We start from the raw sequence: 15,784 nt of genomic DNA on the forward strand, positions 1-15,784 counted from the left end.
GTAAACTATATGTAAAATAATTACTTATAAACGCTATTTGAACATGAAATAAGTATTAATAATTACCATTTAATGGTTTGACATCCTCTTCGTTACTAATCTATCATAAGAATGCAAGTTAGGTTAGCAGATGAGTTAATTTGTTAAATATTTCTTTATTTAATCATTTGAGTATTATTTCCCATGCTAAATTATTCCACTAATAATTATCATACCTTCCTAAAATTAATCCTATCTAATTTAAAGCAAATGTGTATTACGATTTTGGCACAACATGTCAAAAATCTTTTGAATATACCAAAAACATGGAGGATGAATAATGAATTCATTTGAGCTTTGGGAATCGAATGTAAGGTCTTATTGCAGAGCATTTGGTGATGTATTTCAATATGCTAAAAATTCAACAATGGTCACTGAAGAAGGGAAACAATTTATCGACTTTTTTGCTGGAGCAGGAGCACTAAATTATGGGCATAATCCTGATTTCATCAAGCAACAGTTGATTGATTATCTAGAATCAGATGGTATTATTCATGGATTAGATATGTACACAATAGCCAAACGGAAATTTATTGATGCATTCACCGAACTTATTCTTATTCCTAAAGAAATGAATTATAAAATCCAATTTTGTGGGCCTACTGGAACCAATGCAGTTGAAGCGGCTTTGAAATTAGCGCGTAAAACAACGGGGCGTACAGGTATATTCTCTTTTATGGGTGGATTTCACGGTATGTCTTACGGCAGTTTGGCAGTTACAGGTAATCTTTATAACCGTAACGGAGCGGGTGCTCCATTGCCAAATGTAACTTTTATGCCTTATCCTCATGGATTTATGGGGAGCTTTGATACGATTGAATACATAGAAAATGTGTTGACTGATCCTAATAGTGGCATAGAAAAGCCAGCTGCTATTATTTTGGAAACGGTACAAGCTGAAGGTGGCGTGATTGTTGCCCCTATTGAATGGCTACAACGTTTAAGCGAGTTATGTAAGCGCCATGAAATTCTGATGATTGTTGATGATATACAAGTAGGTTGTGGCCGAGCAGGTTCATTCTTCTCTTTTGAACGAGCAGGTATACAACCCGATCTTGTTGTGTTATCCAAGTCAATCAGTGGATATGGATTACCGATGTCATTATTACTTATTCAACCTAATCTGGATATTTGGAAACCAGGTGAGCATAATGGTACTTTCCGAGGTAATCAACTTGCTTTTATTGGTGCAACCGCAGCTTTGGAATATCGAGAGTCTGTTCATCTCGAAGAAGTGGTCAAACGCAAAGAAGCAATGATTCATACATTTTTACATCAGGAGATAGCGATATTACATTCTACAATAGAAATTCGTGGACTTGGTTTGATTTGGGGAATTGATCTTGGTGGTTTAAAAGACGCAGAAGGTGCCGCCAAATTCGTGGTTTCTCGTTGTTATGAACTGGGCTTAATTATTGAGAGAGCAGGTCGTAATGATACTGTGATCAAATTGATGCCTGCTCTAACGATAGAAACTGAATATCTACAACAGGGATGTAATATCATCAAACAATCTTTAATTGAGTATTTAGATCATCAAACAACGGATTACCAACAACAAGATTATGCTACTGTTATGGAATAATAAATAATTTCAAAATAAAAACAGATAGCGAGTCATTTAAAAAAGCTCGTTATCTGTTATGTTTACTGTTTGCAAAAAGGCCCATCTATAATGATACAGATAGGGTGCTACAGAGAGGAAAGGGATTTGTTATGAGTGGTATTGCTTTATTATTTCCTGGGCAGGGCTCGCAGTATAAAGGAATGGGCGTGAACACATACAAATATGACTCTCATACAAAACAGATCATGGAAGAAGCCAGCGACATACTTGGCTATGATATGTACACATTATGTTCTACAGGCGAAATGGAACAATTATCACGTACTTCTTACACACAGCCCGCGTTACTAACGATGAGTATGATCGCATTTCAAACATACATGCACCAAGTGGGAATAGAGCCTATTTTATCTGCCGGACATAGCCTAGGTGAATATTCAGCACTGGTTGCTAGTGGGGCTTTATCTTTTCAAGAGGGATTACGACTTGTTCAGCAACGTGGTCAGTTCATGGAGAACACTGCCAAAGATGGTACAGGTAGCATGATCGCTATTCGAGGAATAGATCTCGATGAATTAGAACGGTTATGTATACAACATAGTACACCTGAACAACCTGTCGTGATTGCTTGTTATAATTCTCAACTTCAACATGTAGTAGCAGGGCACTCGCAGGCTCTGGAAAGGTTAAACAGATCACTTGAACAGCAACAGGTACAGATGAATTTATTATCTGTGAGTGGTCCTTTTCATACTATTTTGATGGAACAGGCAGCAGATCGCCTGGCAACTTTTTTACATACGCAAACATTTCAACAAAGTCGCTGGCCTATTATTTCTAATGTTACAGCACAACCATACACAAATGATGTACATATTCGGCAAGGATTAATAGATCAAATGACTTGCGCAGTCAAATGGCAACAGTCTCTGTTATACATGGTAGCAGAGGGAGTACATACAACGATTGAAATCGGCCCGCGCAATATATTAACACGATTATCTGAGGATATTGTTCCCACGACCCACGGCTATGCTTTTGATAAACATCAGGATAGACAGCGCTTAATTACAGATTATTCTTTAGATGGTTGGCTTAAGGAATGTCTTGCTCAATCCATATCTCTGCCTAACTGCAATTGGAATGAAGAAGAATATGAATTAGGTGTAATTCAACCTATTCAACGACTCAAACAAATGTTAAGCGAAGTGTCGCTCTCCAATACGAATGATTTACATGCAGCGAATATTCGTGAAAAGGCGTCTAGTTGTCTTACTGAAATATTGCGTACCAAAAAAGGTGAAAAACCAAGTCAACAAGACGTTTTAATACATCAGCTTGTAGGGGGATTGGCATGAAGCACTATCTGACATTATTGGATGCTTTTGAAGATCAAGCCCGGTTGGCATCCCATGGGATTACTTATATTACAGCGGATACGGTAGAAGAATATCAATCGTATCGCCAGTTAAAAGAAGAATCTTTACTGGTGCTCAGAGAACTTCAAGCAGCAGGAATGGTTGCAGGCGATGAGTTACTGATGCAAGTCGAAGATAATCGTTCTTTTTTGAATATATTTTGGGGCTGTCTACTAGGCGGTATTATCCCTGTACCTGTTACGGTTGGAAATAATGAAGAACATCGAATGAAATTATTTAAAATTTGGAATACGTTAAATCATCCCTATCTGATCACAGACCCCAAAACATTTTCAAATTTAGAAAAATATGCTGTTCAACACGAATTAAGTGAAGATTATCAGAAAATCGCCAATAAAACATTATTTATTGATGCGCTAGACTATAAAAATCTTACGCCAGGAATCCCCGCGAAAGTGCAAGCGGAAGATCTCGCATTTATTCAATTCTCTTCAGGATCTACAGGTGACCCTAAAGGGGTCATGCTTACCCACGAAAACTTAATTTATAATACACGCGATATTGCCCACGGTACTCAATTAGGCGAAAACAAAGCTTATCTCGGATGGATGCCTTTAACTCATGATATGGGATTGATTGCTTTTCATCTAACTTGTCTCGTTTCGAATGCAACCCAATATATTATGCCTACTGCTTTATTCATAAGACGTCCTACCCTTTGGCTCAAAAAATCTTCAGAGCACCAAGTGACACATATTTGCTCTCCTAACTTCGGCTACAAATTTTTCCTTGCTCAATACAAACCTGAAAATGCACAGAATTGGGATCTTTCTACGATAGAAATGATTCAAAATGGAGCAGAACCGATCTCTATTGAATTAGCAGATCTATTTCTAGAAACCATGAGCAAATATAACTTAAAAAAATCTTCAATGATCGCTGTATATGGTATGGCAGAAGCAAGTGTGGGTGTTAGTCATCCACCGATTCATGAAGAATTAATATCTATCCATTTGCATCGAGATCAATTAAATATTGGAGAAGCTATTGTTGAAGTAGCTTACAATGATCGGAATCGAATTAGTTTTGCAGATGTAGGATATGCGCTAGAAAACTGTGAAATACGTATCAGCGATCAAGATCATCAACCTATACCCGATCTTCATATTGGTCATATTCATATTCGTGGAAAAAATGTAACCAGTGGCTATTACAATAATCCTGTAGCTACTGCTAAAGTGATCACTTCAGATGGTTGGCTAATTACAGGCGATCTAGGTTTTATGTGCGCAGGCCGATTGACTATTACCGGTAGAGCCAAAGATATTATTTTTGTGAATGGACAGAATGTGTATCCTCATGATGTAGAGCGAGTGGCAGAAGAAGTTGAAGGCATTGAACTCGGCAAAGTAGCCGTATGTGGAGTCTATGATGAGAGCATTCAACAAGATCGAATGATTGTATTTGTGATGCATGTAAAGCAGTCTATTGATTTTGCCCCTATTGCTCAACGTTTGAAAAGCCATCTTAATTATCGTGGTGGATGGCAAGTTCATGAAGTATTGCCTATTCGTCGTATTCCCAAAACAACCAGTGGTAAAGTGCAACGCTTTAAATTAGCAGAAGATTATGCACAAGGTGTATTTGCTAGTGTAATGACACAACCTTTGTTGCATCCATTAGAAACATTAGAAATACCAGAACAAAAGGATGCGGAAACTATTTTACCAGTAGATTTATTACAATCTGCTACTGTACCAGATTCTTTGCTATCGGAGATCTCTTTACCCACTTCTATATCCGCATCACTAGAACAAGCAGAAGTGGAGCGCCAATTAGTAGATATCTGTCAGCATATTTTAAATACAAATACGATTGGTGTGCATGATAGTTACTTTGATATTGGTGTTAGTTCATTACAAATGGTACAAATCGTAGATCAGTTAGAAGAACGATTCGATGTGAAAGTGGAAGTCACAGATTTTTTCTCCTATCCTACCATAGCCAAACTGGCTCATTATCTAGCAAATGGAGATGAGTCAGTAGATATTTCTGATCATAAGTCTATACCCAATATGTCATCGTCTCTCGCAAGTAAAGATATTGCTATTATCGGAATGGACGGTACATTCCCACAAGCCAGAACGTTAGAACAATTCTGGAGCAATATTGCGGAAGGCAAAGATTGTGTAGGGAGTTACAGCGAGCAACGACAAGCAGATGCACAGTTCTTTATTTCTCAATTGAATACTGAGGGGCGTAGTCAGCAATTAGCAGATGGAGGTTATTTAGATGAAGTGGATAAGTTCGATTATTCCTTTTTTAAATTAACTCCACGTGAAGCTTCATTGATGGATCCTAATCAACGTTTATTTCTACAGACTGTCTGGAGCACGATTGAAAATGCAGGTTACGGTGGCACTATATTATCAGGTCGTAAGGTAGGCGTATACGTTGGCTTTTCCAAAACAAGCTTTGAATACGAGCGTTTACTTAGTGAAGTAACACCAGCTTCTATTTCTAATTTTGCGATAGGGAATCTATCTTCGATTATTCCAAGTCGTATCTCATATCTACTCAATCTTAAAGGACCGGCAGTAACTATTGATACAGCTTGTTCTTCCTCTCTTGTAGCTGTACACATGGCATGCAAAGCAATTCAAAGCGGCGAATGTGAAATGGCTTTGGCTGGTGGAGTGAAAACGATTTTGCTTCCATTAAAAGCAGGGCTAGGCATGGAATCTTCCGATGATCGTGCACGTGCATTTGATGATAGTTCAGATGGGACAGGTTGGGGAGAAGGCGTAGGCGCGGTGTTTCTGAAGTCTCTGGAACAAGCGAAGATAGATGGTGATCATATTCTAGCAGTGATCAAAGGAAGTGCAATCAATCAGGATGGAAGTACAGTAGGTATATCTGCTCCTAATGCATTGGCTCAGGCAGAAGTGATTACTCAAGCATGGGAAGATGCAGGTATAGATCCCGAGACGATTAGCTATATTGAAGCACATGGTACAGGAACTCGCTTAGGTGATCCTGTTGAAATCGAAGGCATCAGTCGTGCATTTCGAGCATACACTTCACGGAAACAATTTTGCGCAATCAGTACAGTGAAAAGTAATATTGGTCATCTTTATGAAGCCGCAGGCATTGCAGGACTCATTAAATCTGTTTTGTCGTTACAACATCAACAACTTGCGCCATTGGTTCATTTCCGTACACCGAATCAGCAGATTGCTTTTGAACAATCGCCTGTGTATGTGAATCGTAAGCTTCAACCATGGCTATCTATGGATGGTATACCAAGACGTTCAGGGTTGAGTTCGTTCGGATTCAGTGGTACCAATTGCCATATGATACTTGAAGAATATATACAACCTGAAGATCAGGATCGAACAGAAATAAATACCGATCCTTTGATTTTGACATTATCAGCACGAACCGAAAAGGCACTTCAACAATTGATTGAGCAATATACGGAATGTTTACAATCTCCTGCGATGTCTGATCGTTTACATGAAGTGTGTTATACCGCTAATACAGGTCGTAGTCATTTACATTATCGAGTGGCTATCGTAGCTCAGTCTTCTACCGAACTCCTAAGTCGGTTAACCCAACTTCATCAACAAGGAATAACAGCGCCGGGGATTTTTGCAGGAAAAGTAGAATTGATTCAAACTTCTGCTTCTAAATATCAAGGGACTATCGATACCTTATTTGCTGTAGAGCAATTAGCTGAACAGTATGTACAAGGAGCCGATATTGCTTGGCAAGAAGTATACGCCCAAAAGAACTATCGACGTGTACCATTACCAACGTATCCTTTTGAACAGAAAAGGTGCTGGATTGAAGCACCTCAACAAGCAGTTTCATTACCATTGCGATCTCAAGAAATAAACAGTAATACATCTCATGAAGTTGTATCTATACAGAATCATCAAGAATCTACGATGCTAATGATGAAGGAGTCGAAGAATGCTGTGAAAGATGTTGTCAGACAAACGATTACGCAGATGATCAGTAATGTATCTCAGTTAACAGCAGAAGAGTTGGAAGCAGATACTCACTTTCTGGAAATGGGTCTAGATTCTATCAATTTGTCTCAAGTGAGACATAGTATCAAAGATACGTTTAATCTAGATATTCCGATGAGTGAATTTTTCGAATCTCTAACGAATCTTAATATACTCACTACGTATATTACAGATATTTTGCCTCAGCAAACGATCGATACATTAATGGGGACTCAGCATGAAGTGATTGTGAATACCTCTTCAGCCCATCATGAAGTCAGTCTGGAAATAGAAACGTCTTCAGCGAACCAAACGGTGACAGCAGACATTCAACATTACACTTCGCAGAGTAATCGTACCCAAAGTATTCCGGAATCTGAAGTGAATAGTTCTTACTCATCTGTAGAACGAATCATGGCACAGCAGCTTCAATTAATGTCTTATCAATTAGAAGTATTAAATGGACAAGCTGTGGCTACGATCGGTTCAGAATCAAGTGTAGTTCAAGAAACAGCAGTAACTGAATCAATTATCGTAGATCAGCAACAGACATCTCTAACTACCATTTCATCCCAGCAACCAACCATTCATCCAGAAATGAAGCCATTTGTTGCTTATAAGTCATTAGAATTACAAGCAGATCATTCGTTACCTGTACGTCAAGCTAATCATATCCAACAATTAATAGAAAAGTATAATCAGCGCACAGCAAGTACAAAAGAATATACACAACAATATCGCTCTGTTTATGCCAATAATCGCAATATTGCTGGATTTCGACCATTGTTAAAAGAAATGGTGTATCAAATTGTATCCCAACGCGCAGAAGGTTCAAAGTTGTGGGATCTTGATAATAATGAATATGTGGATATCACCATGGGATTCGGAGTGAACTTTTTCGGTCATAATCCTTCATTTATTCGTGAAAAGATTGAAGCTGAGTTACAGCAAGGTATGTGTGTAGGACCCATGTCTAATATGGCAGGGCAAGTGGCAGAAGCGATCACACGGATGACGGGAACGGAACGAATCTCTTTGTATAATTCCGGTACTGAAGCTATTATGGTAGCTTTACGTTTAGCGAGAGCAGCTACTGGACGCAGTAAAGTTGTTATTTTTGCAGGCTCGTATCATGGTACTTTTGATGGCATTCTTGCTCTGGGTAGTGCAGGTGCAAATAAAGAACATTCTACTCCTTTGGCACCTGGAATTTTGCAACATATGGTCGATGATATTGTTGTTCTTAATTATGGTACACAACAAGCTTTAGATTATATTGAAGCCAATGGTCATGATTTGGCTGCTGTACTTGTTGAACCTGTTCAAAGTCGTCGTCCCGATTTTCAGCCGAAAGCATTTTTACAACAGATTCGTGAATTGACTCGTCGATCAGATACAGCTTTTATTTTTGATGAAGTGATTACAGGTTTCCGTATTCATTCAGGTGGAGCACAAGCAATATTCGATATTAAAGCTGATTTAGTAACTTATGGAAAAGTCATTGGTGGCGGAATGCCGATTGGTATCGTTGCTGGAACTGCCAAATATATGGATGGAGTCGATGGAGGCACCTGGAGTTTCGGAGATGAATCTTATCCTGCTCATGAACATCGCCGTACTTTTGTTGCAGGTACATTCTGTCATCATCCATTAGCTATGGCGGCAGCATTGGCTGTATTGAATCGTATGGAAGAAGAAGGACCTGAATTACAAGAGAATCTCAATGTAAGAACAGCTCAGTTGGCTTCAGAATTGAATACATTTTTTGAAGATGGACAACTACCTATGAAAGTTGTTCACTTTGGATCGTTATTCCGTTTTGTATTAAAAGGAGATCTAGAGCTGTTTTATTATCATATGTTGAATAAAGGCATTTATATCTGGGAAGGACGCAATTGCTTTTTATCTACTGCACATACCGAAGAAGATATTGCTCGTATTGTACAGGCAGTCAAGGATAGTGTACAAGAGTTGCGAGATGGAGGGTTTTTACCTGATCTGCCGACTGATCCAGATGATGATCCGGATCAATTATCTATACCACAACCTATCGACTCTTCTTCTGCGAATGAGAAAATCATTCCTTTAACAGCTGATCAGAAGCAATTATGGTTTGCTTCTTCATCCGGTAAAATGGAAGCTCAGTCCCTTCATGAAACTGCGATTTTGCAGTTTCATGGAGAACTGAATATGACTCTTTTTAAAGAGGCAGTACATACAGTCATGCAACGTCATGACGCATTACGAACATACATGAGTCATGATGGAGAAAATCAAATGGTTGCTCCACAGATGGAATTGTTAATTCCTGTATTTGATTTTACAATGTATGATTCGACCGACAAAGAACAAAAAATGAAATCATGGTTGAATGAACAGCAACAACTATCTTTCACCATGACTTCGATAGAACCGTTATTCCGTATCCAATGTTTGCAAATGAAAAAGGATGAGTATATTGCTGTGTTTACTTTCCATCATCTTATAGCAGATGGTTGGTCGATCGGTGTGTGTATTCAGGAACTGGAACAGATTTATTCTGCTCTTGTACATAATAAACCTGTTCGCTTGCCTGAATCGATTCCTTTTCAGCAGTACGTCCTATGGCAAGAAGAACAGCTAAATCATTCTAAAAGTCGTGAAGCTGTGACCTACTGGAATCAGTATTTGAAGCAGAGCCTTCCAGTGATGGAGCTTCCATCTATCTATCGAGGTACTCTTTTACCTTCTGTTCAAGGCGGTCGACATACAGTGACTCTGACTGAAGAACTGGCGCAGCAATTGCGTACTACGAGTATTCAATTGGGAACCACTTTATTTGTTACTTTATTGACTACTTTCAAATATGTACTTCATCGTCTAACAGGACAATCTACAGTCACTGTAGGTGTACCTACAGCAGGACAAGCACACATGGAAGCTTATGCGTTAGTTGGAAATTGTGTAAATCTGTTACCGGTTATTACTGAAGTTACACAGGAAATGTCTTTTGCAGAATATACAGATCAAGTGAAGCAAAAGATGAAAGAGATAGAACAATATCAAATGTATAGTTTTGCATCTTTGGCTGAACGTGGTATAGGACATTTACCCGCTATTCATACTGTTTTTAATATGGACCGTGCATTGCCAGCTCTTCATTTTGAAGGATTAGTCACTGAACTGGTAACTCATGATATTCATTATAGTAAATATGAATTGTTCTTGAATGTCACTCCAATAGGTAAAGAACTTTCTATAGACATGGATTATAATGCAGACCTTTTTTCTAAAGAAGTCATTGAAGAATGGACGATAGGCTTCGTTACATTTTTGGAAAAAGTGGTTGCACATATGGAAGTGCCTATGATGAAGCATACTCTTTTGTCTGCAACTGCTTTGAACAAGCTTGATGAATATTGGATTTCATTAGCAGATCATCAGGGACAATTCCCTTATGTCTTAGACAAATATGGCCAACCGGCTTTGCCAGGAACGATAGGTGAGTTGCATGTTGGACAACAGCATTCAGCATTTACTAATTCTCATGATTCGCAAAGTAATCAATCTATACCTGCGTTACAACGTACCGGTCAACTTGTGTATTGGGGCATAGACCAACGCATTCAATATGTAGGCGATACCAATCGTGTTCAGATGATTCGTGGTCATCAAGTTTATCTAGAACAGTTAGAGAAATACATGATAACTACATTTTCGTTCCAAAAATGTGTGGTCATTCCTGTTATCACTTTAAGTAACACATTCGATCCATATCAACTTTGTGCTTATTTAGAAATGGATCAAACACATCATCAGTCGTATGATCCTGAGTATATTCGTCAACAGATGAGTGAACAATTGCCTGATTATATGCAACCACGTATTTTGATTCCTATGTTATCTATTCCTGTATTGGAAGATGGGCAACCTGATTTGCAATGTTTACCTGATCCATTACAACAAGGAATCACGGCAATACCTTTACAAAGTGGTATTCTTTCTGTTGAAAATGAAAGTGATACGACTTATAAACTTCTTCAAATCTGGCAGGACGTATTAGGGATTGAAAACATACAGCGAACAGATAATTTCTTCCAATTAGGAGGAGATTCTTTGAAAGCTACCGTGATTTTATCACGCATTAATAAAGAATTTGCTATACATATTCCGCTTCGTGAAATGTTCAATCTACAGACTATAAGTGAACTTGTCCAGTATATTGAGGGCGGTGAACATATTATTTATCTGCCGATTGAATCCGTTGAACCTCAAGCCTTTTATCCCGTATCATCTGCACAGAAGCGAATGTATATTATGGAGCAAATCGGTAATGGTGGACTAGCTTATCATGTTTCTGGACAGCTTATGATTCAAGGTCCATTGCAGACAGAGCGTCTTATCAAAGCATTACAACAAGTCGTTGCTCGCCATGAATCATTTAGAACCTCATTGGAATGGGATCAGGATCAGGTGATTCAGCGTGTTCATCTATATCTGCCAATTGAAATAGAGACTCTATCGATTCAAGAAAAAGAGTTGCCAGAAATGCGTCAGGCTTTTGTGCAGCCTTTTCAACTGAATCAATCTCCGTTATTTCGAGCTCAATTATTAACATGGTCAGATCAGAATTATGCTCTTCTCGTTGATATGCATCATGCAATAGCAGATGGATTTTCAATGGCGATACTATTGGATGAATTAGTTCATAGTTATCAGGGAAGATGGTTACCTGAAGTTCATGTTCATTACAAAGACGTAGTGATGTGGCAACAGCAGCAGATAGCAGAAGGAATATTACAGACACAGCAAGCTTACTGGCTGAATACATTAAGTGGTGATCTGCCTGTTCTGAACTTACCTACTGATTATATCCGTCCGCAGACACAACAATTTGCGGGTCATACCTTAACGTTCACAATTGATAATGTGCTGACTGACAAGCTATATACATTAGCGCAACAGACGGGAACGACATTGTATATGGTGTTGTTGACAGCTTATGAGATTCTTTTGTCTAAATACTGTGGTCAAAACGATATGATTATTGGTACTCCTGTAGCTGGACGTAGACATGCGGATACAGAAGCGGTGATCGGAATGTTTGTAAATACATTAGCTTTGCGATTACAACCACAGCCGTCTCAGAATTTCTATCAATTATTAGAAGAGGTAAAACAAGTATCTTTAAATGCTTTTGAGCATCAAGAATATCCATTTGAAGAACTGGTAGAACAGCTGGATAGCGTACGTGATCTTAGCCGTAATCCAGTATTTGATACACTATTTAGTCTGCAAAATACAGGTACTAATATTTTGAAAGCAGGAGAAGTCACTTTTGTTCCTGAGGAATTTAATGCGGGGATAGCCAAGCTAGATTTATCGCTGTATATGACGGAACAGAAAGAACAATTGGATTGTACATGGGAATATGCAACAGCATTATTTGCACAAAGTACTGTTGAACAATTACATCGACACTTTATTCACATTTTACAATTAGCTGTTGACCATAACCATCTTCCACTTGCAGAAATCGATCTAATGACAGATATAGAAAAGCAACTGGTATTGCATGATTTTAATCATACAGCAGTGCAGTTCCCTTCTAATCAGACTATCCATAGTCAGTGGGAACAACAGGTAAGATCATTGCCTGACAATATTGCATTAGTCTGCAATACACAATCAATCACTTATAGCGAATTGAATGAACGTGCGAATCAATTAGCACATACGTTGGTTCAATATGGAACAGGTTACGATCAATTGATTGGAATTATGGTAGATCGATCGATTGAAATGGTAATTGCTCTGCTAGCTATCCTCAAATCAGGTAGTGCTTATGTTCCGATTGATCCTGAATATCCAATAGGTCGGATCGAGTATATGTTGGAGCATAGTGAAGCTTCGATTTTACTGACGAGCCGTCATTTGTTAAAAGAACTGAATTATACAGGCACAGTATTATATCTTGAAGATCAAGCATCTTATCATATGAATAAAACGAATGTAAACCTTTCTGTAAAACCAGAGCATCTTGCTTATGTCATCTATACTTCAGGGTCTACTGGACAACCGAAAGGTGTAATGTTGCAACATCGTTCGGTTATGAATTTTGTAACAGGAATGAAGCAAGTGATTCCTTTTACTCCAGATAAAGTGATCTTATCTCTAACTACGATGTCTTTTGATATTTTTGTATTGGAAACGATATTACCGCTATTGGAAGGAATGCAGGTAGTTATAGGAGAGCGTCATCATCAAGCAGACCCTATGGAGCTCGCTAAGTTAATCATCGATTATCGTATTGATATGATGCAAATGACGCCTTCTCGTCTCCAAATGCTACTTAATCATGAAGAGGGTAGACAAGCCCTACATCATGTAAAAGATATGATGATCGGTGGGGAATCTCTACCAATCCCAATGTTGCAACAACTTCAGACTATTGAAGGATTACGTATATTCAATATGTATGGTCCTACGGAGACAACAGTCTGGTCGACTGTTAAAGAATTAACAAAAGCTTCTTCGATATCTATTGGCCAACCTATTGCCAATACAGAATTATATATTGTTGATTCTGCCATGAGAACTCAACCGTTGGGGGTTGCCGGCGAATTATGTATTGCAGGTGAAGGATTGGCTCGAGGGTATTGGAAGCAAGAAGACCTTACAGATGAGAAATTTGTAGATAATCCATTTACAAGTGGTCAACGTATGTACCGCACTGGTGATCTAGCACGCTGGAAAATCAACGGTGAGATCGAATTTATCGGACGTATTGATTATCAGGTTAAAGTGAAGGGTTTCCGAATTGAACTAGGCGAGATTGAGAATTGCTTAACTGCTATGGAAGGCATACAAGAAGCTGTTGTGGTAATTAAAACAAATGATCAAGAAGAACCTGTAATTTGTGCTTATGTTATTCAGAATACACAACAAGAATATACAGGAGCAGATCTACATGAATATGTTGCCCAATACCTGCCTTATTATGCAGTACCTTCACATTATACATTTATCGATCAGATGCCTTTAACACCGAATGGCAAAACCGATCGTAAAGCATTACCTGAACCTCAAGAGGGGTATGCAACACATACTGAATATGTGGCTCCAGAAAATGATCTAGAATGGCTAATGGCTCAAATTTGGCAAGATATATTGAAACGTGAATTGGTGGGAGTGCATGATAATTTCTTTATGCTTGGAGGAGATTCGATCAAAGCGATTCAAGTGATTGCAAGGCTACATGAGCATAACTATACACTTGATATCAAATCGTTATTTGAACATCCATCCATTCGTGGATTAAGTAATATTGTCCAATCTAGTGTTCTTCTTGTAGATCAATCTCTAGTAACAGGTGAAGCGATATTATCACCTGGACAGCATGCATTCCTACATCAATATTCAGATATCTCTATTCCTTATTATCAATCTGTATGGTTGCGTGCTAACGAGCGTTGGGAAGAGAAAGCTGTAAGAACAGTGATAGAGAAGTTGCTAGAACATCATGATGCTCTACGTTTGGGATATATACCTGTAAATAATGAGTTTTCAGAAAAGACAGACAAGGTAAACGATCAGAATAAGCAGATGCAAGGAAAGTGGATCTATCAGACACCAGACCCGTCGTTATTTAGCTTGGATATATTGTCCTTATCTTCATCACCAGAGCAGGATCACGAATATATGCAGCAAGAACAGAAACGGATCGGTCAGCAGATCATTCCAGGAACAGGGCCACTGATTCGGTTAGCTATTTTCCATACTGATACGAGCGATTATTTATTCATTGCTCTACATGAGTTATTGATAGATCAAGCTTCATGGTCTATTTTATTGAAAGATTTAGCACTCGGGTACAGCCAATATTTAGCAGATCAACCGATTCAATTTGTAGATAAAACAATCGCTTATCAGACATGGAATCAGCAGTTAGAGTATCAACTCATCACAGGGAATTGGCAGAACCAGGTTCGCTACTGGAACCAAATTCCATCGGATATTCAAAACAACATTCCAAAGCTTGCGCAACAAGCGAATTTACGCCCGATGAATCAAATGTCAATCAAGTGCTCACTGGAAAAAACAAAACAATTGATGACTGATGTACATCATGTCTATGGAACTCATACCTCTGAAATTTTGTTAGCTGCTTTTGGGCAAGCTTTACAGTTAGCGATATATCCAAATGAACAAGCCCTTCTTATAGATATGAAAATAACAGGACGTGAAATGTTATTTACAGAAGGACAGCAGACATGGGATGCCACTCGCACAATCGGTCATTTTAACTCATTGTATCCACTTGTATTTAATACGACATCAGAGGATCTTGCTGTTTTGCTTAAACAGGTCAAAGAATCAGTAAGACAGGTACCGGATCAGGGAATGAGTTACGCTATGCTTCGATACATGGAAAATGAATTGTCTGAACACTATACACCAGTTAGCTTTCATTATAGAGATGTTTGGAATGAAGAGTATCTACATTTTGAAGCAGAATTATTAGATCATTTGGCTCAAGTACCTTCTATTCACGATTTAGTATGTAGTACTTATATAGAAGAAGAGCAGCTAAATATTAAGCTGAATTACAATACTGAACGCTATACTGCTACAGCTATAGAATTACTGTTACAGCATATAGAGCGCTCATTAGGGTCTATGATTGATCACTGTATGCATAAAGAAGAGCGTGAATTAACACCCACTGATGTCGGTGCACAAGATATAGATTTGGAAGATTTCGAAGATATCCAACAATTTTATGAGAATGTCTAATTATATATTCA

The 15,784-nt window shown here is 38.4% G+C and carries 3 protein-coding genes; all 3 read left to right on the top strand.

Annotated features, from left to right (window positions below; all coding sequences use genetic code 11):
- Positions 1–319 precede the first annotated feature (319 nt).
- The 3 genes from ectB to PO903_RS16015 all read left to right on the top strand — a co-directional run bounded on the left by ectB (position 320) and on the right by PO903_RS16015 (position 15,773).
- The gene (ectB, locus tag PO903_RS16005; RefSeq protein ID WP_273593921.1) at positions 320–1,624 is read left to right on the top strand and encodes a diaminobutyrate--2-oxoglutarate transaminase; all 1,305 of its coding nucleotides are present in this window, start codon (positions 320–322) and stop codon (positions 1,622–1,624) included.
- A gap of 131 nt (positions 1,625–1,755) precedes the next feature.
- Positions 1,756–2,964, top strand: a complete 1,209-nt coding sequence (gene fabD / locus PO903_RS16010; protein WP_273593922.1) for an ACP S-malonyltransferase — start codon at positions 1,756–1,758, stop codon at positions 2,962–2,964.
- A complete protein-coding gene (locus PO903_RS16015; RefSeq protein ID WP_273593923.1) occupies positions 2,961–15,773 on the top strand; it encodes a non-ribosomal peptide synthetase in 12,813 nt (4,270 codons plus the stop codon). The genes fabD and PO903_RS16015 overlap by 4 nt, the downstream gene beginning before the upstream one ends.
- The last annotated feature ends 11 nt before the right edge of the window (positions 15,774–15,784 follow it).

The organism is Paenibacillus sp. PK4536 (genome assembly GCF_028594455.2).
GTDB lineage: Bacteria > Bacillota > Bacilli > Paenibacillales > Paenibacillaceae > Saccharibacillus > Saccharibacillus nuruki.

Coding starts and splice junctions, on each gene's coding strand:
- PO903_RS16015 (WP_273593923.1), top strand. CDS start 2,961: ATGAAGCACTATCTGACATTATTGGATGCTTTTGAAGATCAAGCCCGG.
- ectB (WP_273593921.1), top strand. CDS start 320: ATGAATTCATTTGAGCTTTGGGAATCGAATGTAAGGTCTTATTGCAGA.
- fabD (WP_273593922.1), top strand. CDS start 1,756: ATGAGTGGTATTGCTTTATTATTTCCTGGGCAGGGCTCGCAGTATAAA.